Below are 20,438 nucleotides of genomic sequence, written 5' to 3'. Positions count from 1 at the left end.
TCGGTGCATGTCGTACTCGCCGGTGGGGGGACCGCCGGCCACATCGAGCCCGCGCTCGCCCTCGCGGACGCCCTGCGCAGGCAGGACCCCAGCGTGGGGATCACGGCGCTCGGCACGGAGAAGGGTCTGGAGACCCGGCTCGTGCCCGAGCGGGGCTACGAGTTGGCGCTCATCCCCGCCGTACCGCTGCCCCGCAAGCCCACCCCCGAGCTGATCACCGTCCCCGGGCGGCTGCGCGGCACGATCAAGGCGGCCGAGCAGGTCCTGGAGCGCACCAAGGCGGACTGCGTGGTCGGCTTCGGCGGCTATGTGGCCCTGCCCGGCTATCTCGCGGCCAAGCGCCTCGGGGTGCCCATCGTGGTCCACGAGGCCAACGCCCGGCCCGGCCTGGCCAACAAGATCGGTTCGCGGTACGCGGCCGGGGTCGCCGTCGCCACCCCGGACAGCAAGCTCCGCAACGCCCGTTACATCGGCATCCCGCTGCGGCACACCATCGCGACCCTCGACCGGGCGCGGGTGCGGCCCGAGGCGCGCGCCGCCTTCGGCCTCGACCCGAACCTGCCGACGCTGCTGGTCTCCGGCGGCTCCCAGGGCGCCCGGCGGCTCAACGAGGTGATCCAGCAGATCGCCCCGGTGCTCCAGCGCTCCGGCATCCAGATCCTGCACGCGGTCGGCCCGAAGAACGAGATGCCGCGCGTCGACAACATGCCCGGTATGCCGCCGTACGTGCCGGTACCGTACGTGGACCGGATGGATCTCGCGTACGCCGCGGCCGACATGATGCTCTGCCGCGCGGGCGCGATGACCGTCGCCGAGCTCTCCGCCGTCGGGCTGCCCGCCGCGTACGTCCCGCTGCCCATCGGCAACGGCGAACAGCGGCTCAACGCCCAGCCGGTGGTGAAGGCCGGCGGTGGACTCCTCGTCGACGACGCGGAGCTGACGCCGCAGTGGGTGCAGGGCAACGTCCTGCCCGTACTGGCCGATCCGCACCGGTTGTACGAGATGTCCCGCTCCGCTGCCGAGTTCGGCCGCCGGGACGCCGACGACCTGCTCGTCGGCATGGTGTACGAGGCGATCGCCGCCCGCCGGCAGGCGTAGCGGCCCTGAGGCAGGAGGCGCCGGGTGGCAGCGGGACCGACGACCGCGGAGAAGAGCGGGACGAGCAAGACGAAGGGGTCGTCGGAGCGGTCCTCCGGCGCGGGCACCCGGAACCGTCGGTTCCGGGTGCCCGCGCCCCGGGTGCTCCTCGTCGCGCTCGGCCTCGTCGTGCTCGTGGCCGGCGGGGCCTGGGCGCTCTACGGCTCGACCTGGTTCCGTGTAGAACGTGTGAAGACTTCCGGCACGCAGGTCCTGACGCCGGCCGAGGTCGAGGCGGTCGCCGCCGTCCCGATGGGCGCCCCGCTCGTCACCGTCGACACCGACGCGATCGCAGCCCGGCTCCGGCAGAAGCTGCCGCGGATCGAATCGATCGACGTCGTGCGGTCGTGGCCGCACGGAATCGGGCTGAAAGTGACGGAACGGAAGCCCGTTCTTCTTGTCGAAAAGGGCGGAAAATTCACCGAAGTGGACGCGACGGGACTGCGGTTCTCCACCGTCGACACCGCGCCCCGCGGCGTCCCCCTCCTCGTCCTCGACAGCGCCTCCTCCCCGAGCCTCCGCCGCTTCGACGCGGACCGGCTGCTCCGGGAGGCGGTCGGCGTCCGGGGTGAACTCCCCGCGGAAATCGCCCGGGACGCTCGTGTCGTACGCATCACCTCGTACGACTCCGTCACTCTGGAGCTGACCAGGGGCCGAACGGTCTTCTGGGGCAGCGGTGAGCACGGCCCGGTCAAGGCCCGGGTGCTGACCGCCCTCATGAAGGCCACTCCCAAAGCGGGGCACTTCGACGTAAGTGCCCCCACGGCCCCCGCCTCGTCCGGAAGTTGACGGGCATCTCCGCTGGCCAGCACCCTGGTTGGCCATCGCTACGGGTGATCACATAGGGTGAAAAGAAAAACGGGAGGTTCGGCGTGTTCGTTGAACGTGCGCCACTTGTCGACTTAGTGTCCTGTTCGGAAGAGTCCAGCGAACAGAGACACTGGTAACCCTAAACTTCAACGTTAGGGTTTGGGTCGGCGTTTCGGACCGTCCCAATCGGCATCCGTCGGAGCGGCGCGACCAACCGCGCAGCGACGACACGTAACTCGAGGCGAGAGGCCTTCGACGTGGCAGCACCGCAGAACTACCTCGCAGTCATCAAGGTCATCGGTGTCGGCGGCGGTGGTGTCAATGCCATCAACCGAATGATCGAGGTCGGTCTCAAGGGCGTCGAGTTCATCGCGATCAACACCGACGCGCAAGCGCTGTTGATGAGCGACGCCGACGTCAAGCTCGACGTCGGCCGTGAACTCACCCGCGGCCTCGGGGCCGGGGCCAACCCGGCCGTCGGTCGCAAGGCGGCAGAGGACCACCGTGAGGAGATCGAGGAGGTCCTCAAGGGGGCCGACATGGTCTTCGTCACCGCCGGCGAAGGCGGCGGCACCGGCACCGGCGGCGCGCCCGTCGTCGCCAACATCGCGCGCTCGCTCGGCGCCCTGACGATCGGTGTGGTCACCCGGCCGTTCACCTTCGAGGGCCGCCGTCGCGCCAACCAGGCGGAGGACGGCATCGCCGAGCTCCGCGAAGAGGTCGACACCCTCATCGTCATCCCCAACGACCGGCTGCTCTCGATCTCGGACCGCCAGGTCTCCGTGCTCGACGCCTTCAAGTCGGCCGACCAGGTCCTCCTGAGCGGTGTCCAGGGCATCACCGACCTCATCACCACCCCGGGTCTGATCAACCTCGACTTCGCCGACGTCAAGTCGGTCATGTCCGAGGCCGGTTCGGCGCTCATGGGCATCGGCTCCGCCCGCGGCGACGACCGCGCGGTGGCGGCGGCCGAGATGGCGATCTCCTCGCCGCTCCTGGAGGCCTCCATCGACGGCGCCCGCGGCGTGCTGCTCTCCATCTCCGGCGGCAGCGACCTCGGTCTCTTCGAGATCAACGAGGCCGCGCAGCTGGTCAGCGAGGCGGCCCACCCCGAGGCCAACATCATCTTCGGCGCCGTCATCGACGACGCCCTCGGCGACGAGGTCCGGGTCACCGTCATCGCGGCCGGCTTCGACGGCGGTCAGCCGCCGGCCCGCCGGGACAACATCATCGGCTCGGTCTCGGCCAAGCGCGAGGAGCCGGCCCCGGCCCCCCGCATCACCGAGACCCCCCGCCCGCTGGGCGGCCTCGGTACGGTCGCCCCGCGCGAGGAGCCGGCCCCGGTCCCGGTCGAGCCCGCCCCGGTCGTCAACGAGACCCCGCTGTCGGCCGCTCCGCCGGTCGTCCCGCCGGCCCGTCCGTACGCGGACAGCCAGGCCGAGGAGCTGGACGTCCCGGACTTCCTGAAGTGATAGGACACCGCTTCGACGCGAACGGCGCGCACTTCGCCTTCACCGACCGGTGGGGCGGGGTGAGCGCCGTTCCGTACGAGGAGCTCAACCTCGGCGGAGCGGTCGGGGACGAGCCCGCGGCCGTCCTGGCCAACCGGGCGGCCGCCGCCGGGGCCCTCGGGCTCGACCCGGCGCAGGTGGTCTGGATGAACCAGGTCCACGGCGCCGACGTCGCCGAGGTCGACGGACCGTGGGGGGACGCGGTGGTCCCGTCCGTCGACGCGATCGTCACCGCCCGCCCCGGACTCGCCCTCGCCGTCCTCACCGCGGACTGCGTGCCCGTCCTCCTCGCCGACCCGGTCGCCGGAGTCGCGGCCGCCGCCCACGCCGGGCGGCCCGGGATGGTCGCCGGAGTCGTCCCCGCCGCCGTCGCGGCGATGGTGAAGCTCGGCGCCGACCCCGCCCGGATCGTCGCCCGCACCGGACCCGCCGTCTGCGGCCGCTGCTACGAAGTGCCCGAGGCGATGCGCGCCGAGGTCGCGGCCGTCGAACCGGCCGCGTACGCGGAGACCTCCTGGGGCACCCCCGCCGTCGACGTCGCCGCCGGAGTGCGCGCGCAGTTGGAGCGGCTCGGGGTCCCGGACATCGCGGACGCCGGGGTCTGCACCCTGGAATCGCGCGACCACTACTCGTACCGTCGCGATCGCACCACGGGGCGACTCGCGGGATATGTCTGGTTGTGAGAAGAGACATGACGGACCGCACGTCGGAACTCGCCGCGAACCTGGCCCAGGTGGAGGAGCGCATCGCCGCCGCGTGCGCCGCCGCGGGGCGCGCGCGGGAGGAGGTGACCCTGATCGTGGTCACCAAGACCTACCCCGCCAGCGACGTCAGACTCCTGCACGAGCTCGGGGTGCGGCACGTCGCCGAGAACCGGGACCAGGACGCCGCGCCCAAGGCGGCCGCCTGTGCGGACCTCGACCTGACCTGGCACTTCGTCGGCCAGTTGCAGACCAACAAGGTCAGATCCGTGGTGGGTTATGCCGATGTGGTGCAGTCTGTCGACCGCTTGAAGCTCGTTTCCGCCCTGTCCGCGGCCGCGGAGAAGGAGGGCCGCGAGCTCGGCTGTCTGATCCAGGTCGCGCTCGACGCCGAATCCGGCGAGCGGGGCGACCGCGGCGGTGTCGCGCCGGACGGGATCGAGGAGTTGGCCGCGGCGGTGGACGCCGCGCCCGGGCTGCGACTCGCCGGGCTGATGACCGTCGCCCCGCTCGCCGGGGAGTACGCGGGGCGGCAACGCGCCGCCTTCGACCGGCTGATGGATTTGTCGACTGTCCTGCGCGCGACCCGTCCGGCTGCGAACATGGTGTCAGCAGGGATGAGTGCGGACCTCGAGGAGGCCGTCGCTGCCGGGGCGACACACGTACGCGTCGGTACGGCGGTACTCGGTGTCCGCCCGAAGCTCGGGTAACGTCGCGAAGCAAGTCGGACCACAGCAGAAAATATGGTCATTCCGCAGAACGGCGGGGTGGCCCGTGGATCGCCGGCACTTGGTGACAAGGCCGATCCACCACAGAGCGGAGGACTCAGAGAATGGCCGGCGCGATGCGCAAGATGGCGGTCTACCTCGGCCTCGTGGAGGACGATGGGTACGACGGCCGGGGCTTCGACCCCGACGACGACTTCGAACCCGAGCTGGAGCCGGAGCCCGAGCGCGACCGGCGCCACACCCCCCCGCGTCAGGTGGAGCGCGAGGAGCCGGTGCGAATGGTGCAGCCCCCGGCTCCCCGGGAGCCGATTGCCCATTCTGTCCCGGTGCTCGCCGAAAGCGGACGTCCGGCCCGAATTGCCCCCGTGGCATCCATCACACCCGAACGTCCGAGCCTGGAGAAGAACGCACCGGTGATCATGCCCAAGGTCGTGTCCGAGCGGGAGCCGTACCGCATCACCACGCTGCACCCGCGGACCTACAACGAGGCCCGTACCATCGGGGAACACTTCCGTGAGGGCACCCCGGTGATCATGAACCTCACGGAGATGGACGACACGGACGCGAAGCGACTTGTCGACTTTGCCGCCGGACTCGTCTTCGGGCTCCATGGCAGCATTGAGCGCGTGACGCAGAAGGTGTTCCTGTTGTCGCCTGCTAACGTCGATGTCACGGCGGAGGACAAGGCCCGGATCGCAGAGGGCGGATTCTTCAACCAGAGCTGAGAACACGAGAACCGGACGGACCGGTCGCGAAGCGGCCGGACAAGCGAGAGCACGAAAGCCAGGGGAGAGGGAAACGCGGGATGGGCGTCGCACTACAGGTGGTCTACATCGTGCTGATGTGCTTCCTCGTCCTCCTGATCGTCCGGCTTGTCATGGACTACGTCTTCCAGTTCGCCCGTTCATGGCAACCCGGTAAGGCGATGGTGGTCGTCCTTGAGGCCACCTACACTGTCACCGATCCACCGCTCAAGCTTCTGCGGCGACTCATCCCGCCGCTGCGTCTCGGGGGCGTGGCACTCGACCTGTCCTTCTTCGTTCTGATGATCATCGTCTACATCCTGATCTCCATCGTGAGCAGCTTCGCGAGGTGATGGTGGAGGAACGAGTGGACGATACGGTCTTGCCGACTGCCGACGACTACGTAGAGGTGAAGAAGAGATGCCGCTGACCCCCGAGGACGTGCGGAACAAGCAGTTCACGACCGTCCGCCTTCGAGAAGGCTATGACGAGGACGAGGTCGATGCCTTCCTCGACGAGGTCGAAGCCGAACTGACCCGCCTGCTCCGCGAGAACGAGGACCTGCGCGCCAAGCTGGCCGCCGCGACGCGTGCCGCCGCGCAGAACCAGCAGCAGGGCATGCGCAAGCCCCCGGAGCCGCAGGATCGTCCCGTCGGTCCCGGCGCGCCGGTGCCCGCCGCCATATCCGGACCGCCGGCCCAGCAGCAGCAGCCGCAGATGGGTCCGCCGCAGCTGCCGTCCGGTGCCCCCGCGCTTCCCCCCGGCCCCATGCAGGGTGGCCCCATGCAGGGCGGGCCCATGGGCCCCGGCCCGATGCAGGGCGGCCCCATGCAGGGCGGTCCGATGGGTCCCGGCCCGATGCAGGGCGGCCCCATGGGTCACCCGCAGCAGCAGATGCAGCCGCAGATGCAGCAGCCGCAGCAGGGCCCCGGTGGCGACAGTGCCGCGCGTGTCCTCTCGCTCGCCCAGCAGACCGCCGACCAGGCGATCGCCGAGGCGCGCTCCGAGGCCAACAAGATCGTCGGCGAGGCGCGCTCCCGCGCCGAGGGCCTGGAGCGGGACGCCCGCGCCAAGGCGGACGCTCTTGAGCGGGACGCGCAGGAGAAGCACCGCGTCGCGATGGGCTCCCTGGAGTCCGCCCGCGCCACGCTGGAGCGCAAGGTCGAGGACCTGCGCGGCTTCGAGCGCGAGTACCGCACGCGTCTGAAGTCCTACCTGGAGTCCCAGCTGCGTCAGCTGGAGACCCAGGCGGACGACTCGCTGGCCCCGCCGCGCACCCCGGCCACGGCCTCGCTGCCGCCGGCCCCGTCGATGGCCTCGGCGGGCGCGAGCGCGCCGTCCTACGGCGGCAACGGCGCGATGGGCGGTGCGCCGTCCATGGGCGGTGCCCCGTCCTACGGCGGCCAGCAGCAGATGTCCCCGGCCATGACCCAGCCGATGGCTCCGGTCCGGCCGCAGGCGCCCCAGCCGATGCAGCAGGCGCCGGCGCCGATGCGGGGCTTCCTGATCGACGAGGACGACAACTGAGGCGGCGGTCGATCGCGCCCTGAGCGCGTAGCCGTCGGCAGCCTGAAGGGCCGGCTCCCCACCCGGGAGCCGGCCCTTCGGCGTACCTCCCCCGTTGTGGGCATGCGTTCCGCCGGGGCGGAACGGGTGGGCACAACGGACGGCGCCCTTGCCGGCGCCAGAGGCCACGCGCCTGGACCCGCACCGGATGTGCGCCGCCACGATGGGTGCGGGTCAGGGCGCGGAACGCGGAGGCGCCGCTGGGCGCGCCGTCCCGTGTGCCCACCCGTCCCGCCCTGCGGGACGATTGCCCACACGGCAGGGCGGGCGGGCGCGGCCCCACAACGGCGAAGGGCCCGGCGCCAGGGTTGGTGCCGGGCCCTTCGAGGGGTGTTACGCCTTGCGGAGGTGGAAGGTGAGGGTCAGGGGCTCGTCCTCGAAGGCCGGGCCGTACGTCTCGTCCGCCTCGCCCCGCGCGAAGTCCGTCGCCAGCACCTCGTCCGCGATCAGCTCCGCGTGCGCCGTCAGCGCCTCCACCGTCTCCGGGGAGCCCGCCCGCCACCGCAGCGCGATGCGGTCCGCCACGTCCAGGCCGCTGTTCTTGCGGGCCTCCTGGATCAGGCGGATCGCGTCACGGGCCAGGCCCGCGCGCCGGAGCTCCGGGGTGATCTCCAGGTCCAGGGCCACCGTCGCGCCCGCGTCGGAGGCGACCGACCAGCCCTCACGGGGGGTCTCCGTGATGATGATCTCCTCGGGGGTGACGGTGATCTCCTCGCCGTTCACCACGAGGGGCGCCTCACCGGACCGCAGCGCCAGCGACAGCGCCGCCGCGTCCGCCGCGGCCACGGCCTTCGCCACGTCCTGGACGCCCTTGCCGAAGCGCTTGCCCAGGGCCCGGAAGTTCGCCTTGGCGGTCGTGTCGACGAGGGAACCGCCGACCTCCGACAGGGACGCCAGGGACGAGACGTTCAGCTCCTCCGTGATCTGGGCCTGGAGCTCCGGCGACAGCGCCGAGAAGCCCGTCGCGGCGACCAGCGCGCGGGACAGCGGCTGGCGGGTCTTGACGCCGGACTCGGCGCGGGTGGCGCGGCCCAGCTCGACCAGGCGCCGGACCAGGACCATCTGCTCCGAGAGCGTCTTGTCGATCTGCGTCGCGTCCGACTCCGGCCAGGTGGCCAGGTGCACCGACTCCGGGGCGTCCGGGCTCACCGGGACCACGAGGTCCTGCCAGACCCGCTCGGTGATGAACGGGGTCAGCGGGGCCATCAGGCGGGTGACCGTCTCGATGACGTCGTGCAGGGTGCGCAGCGCGGAGGCGTCGCCCTGCCAGAAGCGGCGGCGCGAGCGGCGCACGTACCAGTTGGAGAGGTCGTCGACGAAGGCCGAGATCAGCTTGCCGGTGCGCTGGGTGTCGTACGACTCCATCGCCTCGGTCGTCTCGGCGACCAGCGTGTTCAGCTCGGACAGCAGCCAGCGGTCGAGGACCGTGCGGTCGGCCGGGGCCGGGTCCGCCGCGCTCGGCGCCCAGCCGGACGTACGGGCGTACAGGGCCTGGAAGGCCACCGTGTTCCAGTACGTGAGGAGGGTCTTCCGCACGACCTCCTGGATCGTGCCGTGGCCCACGCGCCGCGCCGCCCACGGGGAGCCGCCGGCCGCCATGAACCAGCGGACCGCGTCGGCACCGTGCTGGTCCATGAGCGGGATGGGCTGGAGGATGTTGCCCAGGTGCTTGGACATCTTCCGGCCGTCCTCGGCGAGGATGTGGCCCAGGCAGACCACGTTCTCGTACGAGGACTTGTCGAAGACGAGCGTGCCGACCGCCATCAGCGTGTAGAACCAGCCGCGGGTCTGGTCGATCGCCTCGGAGATGAACTGCGCCGGGTAGCGGGACTCGAAGAGCTCCTTGTTCTGGTACGGGTAGCCGTACTGCGCGAACGGCATCGAGCCCGAGTCGTACCAGGCGTCGATGACCTCGGGCACGCGGGTGGCGGTCTTCGAGCAGGTCGGGCAGGGGAACGTCACCGCGTCGATGAACGGGCGGTGCGGGTCGAGCTCCGACTGGTCCGTGCCCGTCAGTTCGGTGAGCTCCGCGCGCGAGCCCACGCACGTCAGGTGGTCGTCCTCGCAGCGCCAGATCGGCAGCGGGGTGCCCCAGTAGCGGTTCCGCGAGAGCGCCCAGTCGACGTTGTTCGTCAGCCAGTCGCCGAAGCGGCCGTGCTTGACCGACTCGGGGAACCAGTTGGTCCTGTCGTTCTCCTGGAGCATGCGGTCCTTGACCGCGGTCGTGCGGATGTACCAGGACGGCTGCGCGTAGTAGAGCAGGGCCGTGTGGCAGCGCCAGCAGTGCGGGTAGCTGTGCTCGTACGCGATGTGCCTGAAGAGCAGGCCGCGCGCGTCCAGGTCGGCGGTGAGCGCCTCGTCGGCCTTCTTGAAGAAGACGCCGCCGACCAGCGGCACGTCCTCCTCGAAGGTGCCGTCGGGGCGGACCGGGTTCACGACCGGCAGGCCGTACGCCTTGCAGACCTTGAGGTCGTCCTCACCGAAGGCGGGGGACTGGTGGACCAGACCCGTGCCGTCCTCGGTCGTGACGTACTCGGCGTTCACGACGTAGTGGGCCTCGGCCGGGAACTCGACGAGCTCGAAGGGGCGCTGGTAGGTCCAGCGCTCCATCTCCGCGCCCGTGAAGGACTCGCCCGTGGTCACCCAGCCCTCGCCGAGCGCCTTCTCGACCAGCGGCTGGGCGACGACGACCCGCTCGTCGCCGTCCGTGGCGACCACGTAGGTCACCTCGGGGTGCGCGGCGACGGCCGTGTTGGACACCAGGGTCCACGGGGTCGTCGTCCAGACCAGGAGCGCCGCCTTGCCGGCGAGCGGCCCGGAGGTGAGCGGGAAGCGCACGTACACGGAGGGGTCGACGACCGTCTCGTAGCCCTGCGCCAGCTCGTGGTCCGAGAGGCCGGTGCCGCAGCGGGGGCACCAGGGGGCGACACGGTGGTCCTGGACCAGGAGGTCCTTGTCGAAGATCTGCTTGAGCGACCACCAGACCGACTCGATGTACGAGGGGTCCATGGTCCGGTACGCGTCGTCGAGGTCGACCCAGTAGCCCATGCGGGTCGTGAGCTCGGCGAAGGCGTCGGTGTGCCGGGTCACGGACTCGCGGCACTTCTCGTTGAACTCGGCGATGCCGTACGCCTCGATGTCCTTCTTGCCGGAGAAGCCGAGCTCCTTCTCGACGGCGAGCTCGACCGGCAGACCGTGGCAGTCCCAGCCGGCCTTGCGGGCCACGTGGTAGCCGCGCATGGTCCGGAAGCGGGGGAACACGTCCTTGAAGACGCGGGCCTCGATGTGGTGGGCGCCGGGCATGCCGTTGGCGGTGGGCGGGCCCTCGTAGAACACCCACTCGGGGCGTCCCTCGGACTGCTCCAGGGTCTTCGCGAAGACCTTGCTCTCGCGCCAGAAATCGAGCACGTCGTGCTCCAGCGCGGGCAGGTCGACCTGGGCGGGCACCTGGCGGTACTGCGACATCGATCTTCCTCCGGCGGACGGTTCTCTTCCGTCGGAGGGACGAGAGCGCTGCTCCCGCGGTACCACCCTCCTTGGCCCCGGACGTGATCGCCCTGAGCCCCCTCATTGGGGTCGCGACGCCGGTTCTAGTCACCGCCCTGTCGTGCGGCTTTCTTCCGACGGCTCCGGGGTGATGCTTCACATCGGGCTCGCCCCCGGGCTCTCACCGTCCCCGGGTCGCTCATGGCTGCTTGCGACGCTACTCGTCCCCATCCAAGCCTTTCGCTGTGGCCAGTGTAAGGGGCCGGAGGGGAGGCGGCAGACCGGTTTTCGCGTGACCCGAATGGCCATACGGCCCGGGCCCGACTTCCCGTGCGGCCATGTGGGGGAGGCGCGGGACGGATAACCGGGCGGGGAGCTGGGCACAACGGAGGCAGGCCCGCCCCGTGGGGAGCGGGGGCGGGTGGGAACGGCGGCGTGCCCCGTTGCCGCGGGCCTTGGGCCGATTTATCGTCCCAGCACGATTCGCGAGCAAGATCACAAAATGTGAAGGGGCCGCGACATGGTGGCGAAGAAGACCGCCGCGAAGAAGACCTCGGTCGCCGGTTCCGCCGGTGCGACCGGGGTCGCCGAGGACGTGGCCGCCAAGGACGTGGCCGGCAAGAAGTCGACGGTCGACGGGAAACCGGTCGCGAAGAAGACGCCGGCCAGGAAGACGGTCACGAGGAAGACGGTCGCGAAGAAGTCGGTCGCGAAGAAGGCCGCGTCCCGCAGGACGGTCGCCGCGGACGCGGCCCCGAAGGACGCCGTCGCGAAGGAGGCCGGTGCGGCGGACCCCGCCGACGACGCCCCCGCCCCGAAGACGCCCGCCAAGAAGGCCGTGGCGAAGAAGGCGGCCGCCAGGAAGGCGCCCGCCGCGAAGAAGCAGACAGGAGCCAGGACGGTGGCAGCGAAGAAGACCGCGGGTGGCGTCACGACCGTCGGCGACGAGGCGGCGGTGCCCCCGGCACGGGCCGGTGAGCTCGCGGTGCGTCCCGGCGAGGACCCGTGGACGCCGGAGGAGGTCGCCGAGGCCCGCAACGGCCTCCAGGCGGAGGTGCTGCGGCTCCGCAGCGAGCTCGTCCACTCCCAGGAGGAGCTGACCGGCCTGATGCGGGACTCCGGCGACGGCGCCGGGGACGACCAGGCCGACACCGGCACCAAGAACATCACGCGCGAGCACGAGCTGGCCCTGGCGGCGAACGCCCGGGAGATGCTGGAGCAGTCAGAGCACGCCCTGGAGCGGCTCGACGCGGGCACGTACGGGCTGTGCGAGGTGTGCGGCAAGCCGATCGGCAAGGCGCGGATGCAGGCCTTCCCGCGGGCCACGCTCTGCGTCGAGGACAAACAGCGACAGGAGCGGCGCGGCTGACGATCTCGGCTGCCGGTCTCGTACGCCTGTGCCGTACCCTCGGTGCACGGTCAGGCATCGAGGTCGAGGGACTCACTCACGTGGCAGAGGCGGAGCGCATCATCGGTACGCCGGATTCAGCAGGGGCCGACGAGACGGCCGCCCCGGACGACGGCACGGCCACCCCCGACGGTACGGCCGCTCCCGAGGAGCGGCCCAGGGGCAGGCGCCGGATCGTCGCCCTCTTCGTCGTGGCCGTGCTCGCCTATCTGCTCGACCTCGGCAGCAAGATGCTGGTGGTCGCCAAGCTGGAGGGCCACGAGCCGATCCGGCTGATCGGCGACGTCCTGCGGCTCGACGCCATCCGGAACCCGGGCGCCGCCTTCGGCATGGGCGAGGCCTTCACGATCATCTTCACCTGCATCGCCGCCGCCGTGATCGTCGTGATCATCCGCCTCGCGCGGAAGCTCTACAGCCTGCCCTGGGCGATCGCGCTGGGTCTGCTGCTCGGCGGCGCGCTGGGCAACCTCACGGACCGGATCTTCCGCTCGCCCGGCGTCTTCGAGGGCGCGGTCGTGGACTTCATCGCCCCCGCGCACTTCGCCGTCTTCAACCTCGCCGACTCGGCGATCGTCTGCGGCGGCATCCTGATCGTCCTGCTGTCCTTCCGGGGCCTCGACCCGGACGGCACCATCCACAAGGACTGAGCACCCAGGACCGCGCACTCCCGGCACAGGGCATACTCGACGGGTGAGCACGAGTCCCGAGATCCGCACGCTGCCCGTTCCCGATGGCCTGGAGGGCGAGCGCGTCGACGCCGCCATCGCCCGTATGTTCGGGTTCTCCCGTACGAAGGCGGCCGAGCTGGCCGCCGCAGGGAAGGTCCAGGTCGACGGCTCCGTCGTCGGCAAGTCAGAGCGGGTCAGCGGCGGCGCGTGGCTCGAGGTCGAGATGCCGGGCGCGGCCGCGCCCGTGCAGATCGTCGCCGAGCCCGTCGAGGGCATGGAGATCATCCACGACGACGACGACATCGTCGTGATCATGAAGCCGGTCGGCGTGGCCGCGCACCCCAGCCCCGGCTGGACCGGCACCACGGTCATCGGCGGCCTCGCCGCCGCCGGGTACCGCATCTCCACCTCCGGCGCCGCCGAGCGCCAGGGCATCGTGCACCGCCTCGACGTCGGCACCTCCGGTCTGATGGTGGTCGCGAAGTCGGAGTACGCGTACACCTCGCTCAAGCGCCAGTTCAAGGAGCGCGTGGTCGACAAGCGCTACAACGCGCTCGTCCAGGGCCACCCGGACCCGATGAGCGGCACCATCGACGCGCCGATCGGCCGGCACCCGAACCACGACTACAAGTGGGCGGTCACCGCCGACGGCAAGCCCTCCGTCACGCACTACGACCTCATCGAGGCGTACCGGTCGGCCTCGCTGCTCGACATCAAGCTGGAGACGGGCCGCACCCACCAGATCCGGGTGCACATGTCCGCCCACCGCCACCCCTGCGTCGGCGACCTCACCTACGGCGCCGACCCGACGCTCGCGAAGCGCCTCGGCCTGACCCGGCAGTGGCTGCACGCCGTCCGCCTCGGCTTCGAGCACCCGGGCGACGGGTCCTGGGTCGAGTTCTCCAGCACCTACCCCGAGGACCTGCAGAAGGCCCTCGACCGGATCGCCTCGGAGAGTCAGTGAGTGCCGCGTACACCGTCCGTGAGGCGGTCGCCGAGGGGGACAGGGAGGCCTGCTTCGCGGTGCGCCGCGAGGTCTTCGTCGAGGAGCAGGGCGTTCCGCAGGAGCTGGAGTACGACCCGTACGACGCGACCGCGGCGCACGTCCTCGCGCTGGGGGCGGACGGACTGCCGCTGGGCACCGGGCGCCTGCTGTACGGGGCGGACGCGGCCGGCAAGACCGGCGGCGACGCCTCGGTGGGCTCCCTCGGGCGGCTCGCGGTCGCCAAGGCGGCGCGCGGCCTCGGGGTCGGCGCGGCGCTCGTGCGGGCCATCGAGGACGTCGCGCGGGAGCGCGGTCTGAGCGCCGTCGACCTGCACGCGCAGACCCACGCGCTCGGCTTCTACGAGCGGCTCGGGTACGTGGCGTACGGCCCCGAGTTCCCGGACGCGGGGATGCCGCACCGGGCCATGCGCCGGGTGCTCTGAAGCGTTCAGCGGGGGGCAATCGCCTCCAAAACGGACGTACGTGACAGGGTGGGGCCGTGGATCAATTGGCCCTGCTCTTCCTGCTGCTCCTCGGCGCCCTGCTCACCGTGCCCCTCGGTGAGCGGCTCGGGCTGCCGGCGCCCGTCCTGATGACCCTCATCGGGATCGCGCTGGCCTTCCTGCCCTTCGTGCCGAACGTCGACATCCCGCCGGAGTTCATCCTCCCGCTGGTGCTGCCGCCGTTGCTCTACGCCTCCGTGCAGCGGACCTCCTGGCGGCAGTTCGCGGCCAACAGACGGCCCATCTTCCTGCTCGCGGTCGCCCTGGTCTTCGTCACCACGGCGGCCGTCGGCGCGGTCGCGCACTCGCTCGTACCGGGCCTTCCGCTGGCCGCCGCGCTGGCGCTGGGAGCGCTCGTCGCGCCGCCGGACCCGGTCGCGGCGACGGCCGTGGCCGGCTCGCTGGGGCTGCCCCGCCGACTGGTGTCGATCCTGGAGGGCGAGGGGCTCTTCAACGACGTCACCGCGATCGTGCTCTACCACGTGGCGATCGCCGCCGTCGTCAGCGGCTCCTTCTCCTGGCCCGAGGCGCTCGGCGAGTTCGTGCTGTCGGCCGTGGTCGCCGTGATCGTCGGTCTTGCGCTCGGCTGGCTCTGCAACAAGCTCATCGGCCTCCTCGGCGACGCCACCCTGCAGACCGGCCTCACCCTCCTCGTCCCCTTCGTGAGTTACGTGATCGCCGAGGAGCTGCACGGCTCCGGCGTCCTCGCCGTCCTGGTCACCGCGCTCTTCCTGGCCGAGCACGCGGCCGACGCCGACGACGTCATGGGCCGGCTCGCCGGGCAGACCTTCTGGCAGATCGTCGACACCCTGGTCACCGGCATCGCCTTCGGGCTCATCGGCCTGGAGCTCGTACATGTCTTCGGGGTCGCCGAGGGCCGCGGCCGGCAGATGCTCGGCTGGGGCGCCGCCGTGGTCGGCGTGGTCGTGGGGGTCCGTCTCCTGTGGCTGCTGCCCGCGACCTGGCTGGCGAAGAGGCTGCACACGCTCCGGGACGTCGACGAGGAGATCCCGATGAGCTGGCGGGAGACCGTCGTCATGTGGTGGGCGGGGATGCGCGGGGTGGCCTCGGTCGCGCTGGCCCTCGCCATCCCGTTCCGTACCGACGACGGCTCGCCCTTCCCCGGCCGTGACGAGATCGTCTTCATCGCCTTCTGCGTGATCATCGCCACCCTCGTCTTCCAGGGGCTCACCCTGCCCTGGCTGGTGAAGCGGCTCGGGGTGCGGGCGGACACGGACGCCGAGCGCGCCCTGGAGCGGGAGCTCGCGATCCGGGCCGCGAAGGCCGCCAAGCGCAGGCTCAAGGAGATCGAGGAGGTCGAGGAGCTGCCCGAGGAGGTACAGGAGCGCTTGCTGCGCGGGGCGTACGACATCGGGGCGCGGATCAGTCCCGACATGGTGGACGACGAGCGGCGGGCCGCCTTCATGGAGCGGACGAAGCGGTTCAAGGCCGTGCAGCGGATCCAGCGGGAGCTGATGTCGGCCGCCCGGCACGAGGTCCTCGCGGCGCGCAGCGAGCCGGGCGCCGACCCCGAGGTGGTGGACCGGGTGCTGCGCCACCTGGACGTGCGCAGCATGCGCTGACCTCTCCAGGGCCTGCCCGGTCCTGTCGGCGGCGGGTGGCAGGATGGGACGCATGGACATCATGCTCTTCCACTCGGCCTACGGGCTGACCCCTTCCGTCGAGGCGGCCGCCGAGCGGCTCCGGGCCGCCGGCCACCAGGTCTGGACTCCGGACCTCTACGACGGACGGACGGTCGGGACCGTCGAGGAGGGCGTGGTGCTCCGCGACGAGATCGGCAAGGACGAGCTGCTCAAGCGGGCGGTCCTGGCCGCCGCCCCGTACTCCGAGCGCGGTCTGGTCTACATGGGCCTCTCGCTCGGGGCCTCGATCGCGCAGACCCTGGCGCTCGGCGACGAGCGGGCGCGCGGGCTGCTGCTGCTCCACGGCACCTCGGACATCGCGGAGTCGGCCGAGGTGGACGAGCTGCCGGTCCAGCTGCACGTGGCCGAGCCGGACCCCTTCGAGACGGACGACTGGCTGTCCTCCTGGTACCTCCAGATGCGCAAGGCCGGGGCGGACGTGGAGATCTACCGCTACCGGGGCGCGGGCCACATCTACACGGACCCGGAGCTGCCGGACTACGACGAGGAGGCCGCGGAGCGGACCTGGTCGGTCGCACTGTCCTTCATCGACAGCCTGTAGGACGCAAAGGGGTGTGGCCCCCGGGAGTTCCCCGGGGGCCACACCCTTTGGTGCGCGGACGGGCCGTCAGGCGCGGTACGCGGTCCAGGCGTCGTTCATCCGGGTCACCTGGCCCGCGGTGAACTGGTACATGCAGGAGTCGTACGTGTAGTCCATGAAGTTGTGGATCGGGTCCACGCCGGCCTTGGAGGTGCAGGAGTCACGGCCGGTCGGGCACTCGTACGCCGGGCTCTTCTCGGCCGGGGTGTCGGCGACGTAGTCGCCGTTGCCCGTGCAGCCGCCCTGGAAGGTGTGGTAAAGGCCCATCCAGTGGCCGACCTCGTGGGTGGCGGTGTCACCCTCGTTGTAGTTGGTCGCGGAGCCGCCCGGGAGCGAGGTGTCGAGGATGACGACGCCGTCCATCTTCGGGCTGGAGTTGTACGAGGACGGGAAGGTCGCCCAGCCGAGCAGGCCGCCGCCGAGGTTGGCGGTGTAGACGTTCAGCGCGTTGGCGCCGCCCTTGCGCAGGGTGTTCTTCATGTCCTTCTCGGCCTGCGAGCCCGAGGAGACGTTGTACCAGGTGGCGTTGTCCGTGTAGTCGGTCGCGGCCAGCGAGAACTGGAAGCCCGTGTTCACGTTGCCGGTGCCCTGGCCCGCGTAGGCGGCGTTGAGGACGGCCATCTGGTTGCTGATGGCGGTGGCGCTGAGCTTGCCCGTCGTGCCGCTGTGGATCACGTGGAAGTAGACGGGGATGGTGGCGCCGGCGGCGACGGAGGTGGCGCCCACGCGGCCGGAGTTCCGGGCGGCGGCGACCTTCTTCTTCAGGTCCTCGTCCATGGCCTTGGCCTGCGCGGCCGTGACGTCGTTGGGCTCGGCCTTGGTGGCGTCGCCCTTCGCCTTGCGGGCGCCGGACAGCGCGGTGGTGCCGTCCGCGCACTTCTCGGCGGAGGCCAGCGTCGTGGTCGACGGGGTGGCCGCCGGGGCGGACAGCGGGGCCAGGGCCAGGGTTCCGGCCATCACGGCGGTGCCGAGCATACGACGTGACATACGCGGCGATATACGGACAAGAGCACGCACGGGTGACTCCTCGCGGGGGGTGGTGGGAGGAACTTCCTCGCCACGCCGGGGAGATTACGCGTCCATGTCACGCACCGTTGAGAAGTGATCAGGCCCAATCATTCGTCGGGCAATTCGGGTCATCGGGAAGAAAAACTTGCGTCGCTTCCGGAGTTTGAGACGTCGACGTAACAGGCGGGGTGACGGAGGCGGGTGGTGTGTCCGGATTCGATCTCCCGAACCCACCACCCGGCGTAGCGATGTGATCTCCCGTTAACAGAAGAGATCATGGCTGAAAATCGCCGTTGAGGGTGCGGCTAGAGCACCGGCTGGTACACCCGCTCGACACGCTGCGTTCCGCTCAGCGTCCGGTACGAGCGCGCCCAGGCCGTCGTCGCGGCCGGGTCCGTCTTGTCGGAGACCGTGTAGTAGTCCATCTGCGAGCGCTCGGCCGTCACATCGAGCACGCCATAGCCGTGGTGGTCCATGTCCACCCACTTCACATGGCGGTTGGCGGCCTTCACGGCACCCGCGGCCACCACCGAGAGCGTGCCCGGCGCCACGTGCAGCAGGTCGTCCAGGTTGTCCGAGGTCACCGAGGTCACCACGAACTCGGTCGCCGCCGAGGCCGAGAGCGGATACGTCGCGGCCTTCACCGGCACGTCGTTGGCCCAGGCCATGTGGATGTCGCCGGTCAGGAAGACCGTGTTCCGGATCGCCCGCGCGGTCAGGTGCGCGAGCAGCTCCTTGCGGTCGTCCGTGTAGCCGTCCCACTGGTCGACATTGACCGCGATCCCCTCCTTCGGCAGGCCGAGGAGCCCGGCGAGCGGCTCCAGGAGGTACGCCGGCAGGGAGCCGAAGGCGACCGGCGAGATCATCACCGAGGTGCCGACCAGCTGCCAGGTCGCGTCCGAACCGGCGAGCCCGGCCTTCAGCCAGTCCAGCTGCGCGCGGCCCGTGATGCTCCGCTCCGGGTCGTCGACCGTGCCGCTGCCCGTCTTCGCCGGGGCGGACCGGAACGAACGCAGGTCGAGCAGATGCAGATCGGCCAGCTTGCCGAAGCGCAGCCGCCGGAAGACCGTGCCCTCCGTGGAGGTGCGGACCGGCATCCACTCGAAGTACGCCTGCTTCGCGGCGGCCACCCGGGCCGCCCACTCGCCCTCGGCGCCCGGGGTGTGGTTCTCGGCCCCGCCCGACCAGGCGTCGTTGGCGAACTCGTGGTCGTCCCAGATCGCGATGACCGGGTGCGCCGCGTGCAGCGCCTGGAGGTCGGCGTCCGTCTTGTACTTCCCGTGCCGGGTCCGGTAGTCGGCGAGGGAGACGATCTCGTGGCGCGGCTCGTGCTGCCGCACGACGTACTTCGCCTCGGGGTAGGCGCCGGTGGCGTACTCGTACAGGTAGTCGCCGAGGTGGAGGATCGCGTCCAGGTCCGCGCGGGACGCGAGATGGCGGTACGCGGAGAAGTGGCCGGACTCCCAGTTCGCGCAGGAGACCACGCCGAAGCGGACACCGGGCGCGGCGGTGTCGGCGGCCGGCGCGGTGCGGGTGCGGGCGCTGGGGGAGACGGCGGAGCCCGTGGTGAAGCGGAACCAGTAGGCGGTGGCCGGGCGCAGGCCCCGGACATCGGCCTTCACCGTGTGGTCGGAGGCGGCGCTCGCCGTGGTGGTGCCGGAGGCGACGACCCGGGCGAAGGAGCGGTCCTCGGCGAGCTCCCAGCCGACCTGGACGTCGGGGCCGAGACCGGAGCCGGGCACGGCGTCGGGAGTGGGGGTGACGCGCGTCCAGAGCAGGACGCCGTCGGGCAGCGGGTCGCCGGAGGCGACGCCGTGGAGGAAGGCGGGTGCCCCGGAGTCCGCGAGTGCCGGAGAGGCCGCGCCGAGCACGGCGGGCGTGGCGACGGCGGTGACGGCGGCGGCCTTGACGACGGCGCGCCGCGTGGGGGCAGGGGATATGAAACGACTGGTCACGGGCAGTCAGATTACTGACGGGTACGCCCTGGGGGCAGACGAATTCCGGAAGTTCGCCGACTCGTCGCCCCCCGGACGCCCGAGCCGGGTACGCCTCGGCCCCGGACCGAAGGGGTCCGGGGCCAGGACGGTTCCTGCCTGGTGGGGCGTCAGGCCTTGAGGGCCGCGTCGATCGCCGTGTTGAACTCGGCCACCGTCATCGGCGGGTTCTTCGTGCCCTGGACCGTGACGGCCTTGCCGTTCATCTTCAGGGTCGGCGTGCCCTGCACCCCGCTCGCGTCGAAGGCCTTCGACATCTTCATCGCCCACGCGTCGAAGGTGCCGTCCTCGACGTTCTTCTTGAACTCGGCGTTGCCCTTGAGGGCCGGGACCGAGTCCGCCACCTCCAGCAGGTAGGAGTCCTTGGCGAACTTGTCGTCCTTCTCCTCCGGGTGGAACTGCGTGGAGTAGAGCGCCGCCTTGTACTTCAGGAAGGCCTCCGGGCTCACGTTCAGCGCGGCGCCGAGCGCCGAGAGGGCGTTCTTCGAGCCCTCGCCCGGGATGCCGTTGTCGATGAAGGTCGCGCCCACGTACCTGATCTTGTACTTGCCGGCCTCGACGTCCTTCTCGACCGTGGAGCCCACGGTCTGCTCGAAGGTCGCGCAGACCGGGCAGCGCGAGTCCTCGTACAGCTCCAGCGTCCTCTTCGCGGAGTCCTTGCCGATGACGACGGTCGTGCCGTCCGTGCCCGTGGTGTTCTTCGGTGCCGTCACGCTCTTCGCGTCGGCCGCCGCCTCCCACTGGGTGGGCTTGTTCGACTGGACGACCGCGTAGCCGATGCCGCCGGCGGCGGCCAGGACGGCCACGGCCGAGACGCCGACGATCAGCTGCCGGCGCGCCCGGTCCTTCTTCGCCTGGCGCTCGCGCTCCTCGCGCAGTCGCTCGCGGGCGGCGGCCTTGTTGGCGTGGCTGTTGCGTGCACTCATGATCGTGTTCTCCGTGAAAG

At 71.0% G+C, this 20,438-nt stretch carries 18 protein-coding genes; 14 read left to right on the top strand and 4 right to left on the bottom strand.

The window, feature by feature from the left end; all coding sequences use genetic code 11:
- Positions 1-3 precede the first annotated feature (3 nt).
- From murG to AB5J54_RS11040, 8 genes are all read left to right on the top strand, one after another.
- Entirely contained in the window at positions 4-1,098 is a 1,095-nt protein-coding gene (gene murG, locus AB5J54_RS11075) for an undecaprenyldiphospho-muramoylpentapeptide beta-N-acetylglucosaminyltransferase (protein ID WP_369143751.1), read from the top strand.
- 24 nt (positions 1,099-1,122) lie between these two features.
- On the top strand, positions 1,123-1,926 hold the full coding sequence (locus tag AB5J54_RS11070) for a cell division protein FtsQ/DivIB (RefSeq protein WP_369143750.1): 804 nt from the start codon (positions 1,123-1,125) through the stop codon (positions 1,924-1,926).
- Between the two features lie 278 nt (positions 1,927-2,204).
- Entirely contained in the window at positions 2,205-3,419 is a 1,215-nt protein-coding gene (gene ftsZ / locus AB5J54_RS11065; RefSeq protein WP_369143749.1) for a cell division protein FtsZ, read from the top strand.
- On the top strand, positions 3,416-4,141 hold the full coding sequence (gene pgeF / locus AB5J54_RS11060) for a peptidoglycan editing factor PgeF (protein ID WP_369143748.1): 726 nt from the start codon (positions 3,416-3,418) through the stop codon (positions 4,139-4,141). The genes ftsZ and pgeF overlap by 4 nt, the downstream gene beginning before the upstream one ends.
- 8 nt (positions 4,142-4,149) lie before the next feature.
- A complete protein-coding gene (locus AB5J54_RS11055) occupies positions 4,150-4,869 on the top strand; it encodes a YggS family pyridoxal phosphate-dependent enzyme (protein ID WP_369143747.1) in 720 nt (239 codons plus the stop codon).
- Positions 4,870-4,991: 122 nt separating this feature from the next.
- On the top strand, positions 4,992-5,612 hold the full coding sequence (locus AB5J54_RS11050) for a cell division protein SepF (protein ID WP_369143746.1): 621 nt from the start codon (positions 4,992-4,994) through the stop codon (positions 5,610-5,612).
- A gap of 80 nt (positions 5,613-5,692) precedes the next feature.
- Positions 5,693-5,983 carry a YggT family protein gene (locus AB5J54_RS11045; RefSeq protein ID WP_017238790.1) on the top strand — a complete coding sequence of 97 codons (291 nt, stop codon included), beginning with the start codon at positions 5,693-5,695 and terminating at the stop codon, positions 5,981-5,983.
- A 67-nt stretch (positions 5,984-6,050) separates the two neighbouring features.
- On the top strand, positions 6,051-7,157 hold the full coding sequence (locus AB5J54_RS11040; protein WP_369143745.1) for a DivIVA domain-containing protein: 1,107 nt from the start codon (positions 6,051-6,053) through the stop codon (positions 7,155-7,157).
- 372 nt (positions 7,158-7,529) lie between these two features.
- Here the strand turns inward: AB5J54_RS11040 and ileS are convergent, their stop codons facing one another.
- Entirely contained in the window at positions 7,530-10,661 is a 3,132-nt protein-coding gene (ileS, locus tag AB5J54_RS11035) for an isoleucine--tRNA ligase (RefSeq protein WP_369143744.1), read from the bottom strand.
- Between the two features lie 541 nt (positions 10,662-11,202).
- Here ileS and AB5J54_RS11030 point away from each other — a divergent pair.
- The 6 genes from AB5J54_RS11030 to AB5J54_RS11005 all read left to right on the top strand — a co-directional run bounded on the left by AB5J54_RS11030 (position 11,203) and on the right by AB5J54_RS11005 (position 16,451).
- Positions 11,203-12,051 carry a histone H1-like repetitive region-containing protein gene (locus AB5J54_RS11030; protein WP_369143743.1) on the top strand — a complete coding sequence of 283 codons (849 nt, stop codon included), beginning with the start codon at positions 11,203-11,205 and terminating at the stop codon, positions 12,049-12,051.
- An 80-nt stretch (positions 12,052-12,131) separates the two neighbouring features.
- Positions 12,132-12,737: a signal peptidase II gene (gene lspA, locus AB5J54_RS11025; protein WP_369143742.1), complete on the top strand. Its 606-nt coding sequence runs from the start codon at positions 12,132-12,134 to the stop codon at positions 12,735-12,737.
- Positions 12,738-12,780: 43 nt separating this feature from the next.
- A complete protein-coding gene (locus AB5J54_RS11020) occupies positions 12,781-13,722 on the top strand; it encodes an RluA family pseudouridine synthase (RefSeq protein ID WP_041128771.1) in 942 nt (313 codons plus the stop codon).
- Positions 13,719-14,186 carry a GNAT family N-acetyltransferase gene (locus tag AB5J54_RS11015; protein ID WP_369143741.1) on the top strand — a complete coding sequence of 156 codons (468 nt, stop codon included), beginning with the start codon at positions 13,719-13,721 and terminating at the stop codon, positions 14,184-14,186. The genes AB5J54_RS11020 and AB5J54_RS11015 overlap by 4 nt, the downstream gene beginning before the upstream one ends.
- A gap of 56 nt (positions 14,187-14,242) precedes the next feature.
- The gene (locus AB5J54_RS11010; RefSeq protein ID WP_369143740.1) at positions 14,243-15,829 is read left to right on the top strand and encodes a Na+/H+ antiporter; all 1,587 of its coding nucleotides are present in this window, start codon (positions 14,243-14,245) and stop codon (positions 15,827-15,829) included.
- A gap of 52 nt (positions 15,830-15,881) precedes the next feature.
- Positions 15,882-16,451 (top strand): dienelactone hydrolase family protein, encoded by a 570-nt coding sequence (locus AB5J54_RS11005; RefSeq protein ID WP_369143739.1) that lies wholly within the window; start codon positions 15,882-15,884, stop codon positions 16,449-16,451.
- A 66-nt stretch (positions 16,452-16,517) separates the two neighbouring features.
- On the opposite strand, the gene AB5J54_RS11000 is transcribed toward AB5J54_RS11005, so the two are convergent.
- The 3 genes from AB5J54_RS11000 to AB5J54_RS10990 form a co-directional block, all read right to left on the bottom strand.
- Positions 16,518-17,477 carry a zinc metalloprotease gene (locus tag AB5J54_RS11000; RefSeq protein ID WP_369143738.1) on the bottom strand — a complete coding sequence of 320 codons (960 nt, stop codon included), beginning with the start codon at positions 17,475-17,477 and terminating at the stop codon, positions 16,518-16,520.
- Positions 17,478-17,803: 326 nt separating this feature from the next.
- Positions 17,804-19,453 carry an alkaline phosphatase gene (locus AB5J54_RS10995; RefSeq protein ID WP_369143737.1) on the bottom strand — a complete coding sequence of 550 codons (1,650 nt, stop codon included), beginning with the start codon at positions 19,451-19,453 and terminating at the stop codon, positions 17,804-17,806.
- Positions 19,454-19,602: 149 nt separating this feature from the next.
- On the bottom strand, positions 19,603-20,418 hold the full coding sequence (locus AB5J54_RS10990) for a DsbA family protein (protein WP_369143736.1): 816 nt from the start codon (positions 20,416-20,418) through the stop codon (positions 19,603-19,605).
- Positions 20,419-20,438 lie beyond the last annotated feature (20 nt).

Source organism: Streptomyces sp. R44 (genome assembly GCF_041053105.1).
Lineage (GTDB): Bacteria > Actinomycetota > Actinomycetes > Streptomycetales > Streptomycetaceae > Streptomyces.
Note: the sequence above shows the minus strand (reverse complement) of the source record. Positions and strands in the feature narration are given on the sequence as shown.

Coding starts and splice junctions, on each gene's coding strand:
- AB5J54_RS11050 (WP_369143746.1), top strand. CDS start 4,992: ATGGCCGGCGCGATGCGCAAGATGGCGGTCTACCTCGGCCTCGTGGAG.
- AB5J54_RS11045 (WP_017238790.1), top strand. CDS start 5,693: ATGGGCGTCGCACTACAGGTGGTCTACATCGTGCTGATGTGCTTCCTC.
- AB5J54_RS11030 (WP_369143743.1), top strand. CDS start 11,203: ATGGTGGCGAAGAAGACCGCCGCGAAGAAGACCTCGGTCGCCGGTTCC.
- AB5J54_RS11005 (WP_369143739.1), top strand. CDS start 15,882: ATGGACATCATGCTCTTCCACTCGGCCTACGGGCTGACCCCTTCCGTC.
- AB5J54_RS11040 (WP_369143745.1), top strand. CDS start 6,051: ATGCCGCTGACCCCCGAGGACGTGCGGAACAAGCAGTTCACGACCGTC.
- ileS (WP_369143744.1), bottom strand. CDS start 10,661: ATGTCGCAGTACCGCCAGGTGCCCGCCCAGGTCGACCTGCCCGCGCTG.
- AB5J54_RS11055 (WP_369143747.1), top strand. CDS start 4,150: ATGACGGACCGCACGTCGGAACTCGCCGCGAACCTGGCCCAGGTGGAG.
- AB5J54_RS10990 (WP_369143736.1), bottom strand. CDS start 20,418: ATGAGTGCACGCAACAGCCACGCCAACAAGGCCGCCGCCCGCGAGCGA.
- AB5J54_RS11000 (WP_369143738.1), bottom strand. CDS start 17,477: ATGTCACGTCGTATGCTCGGCACCGCCGTGATGGCCGGAACCCTGGCC.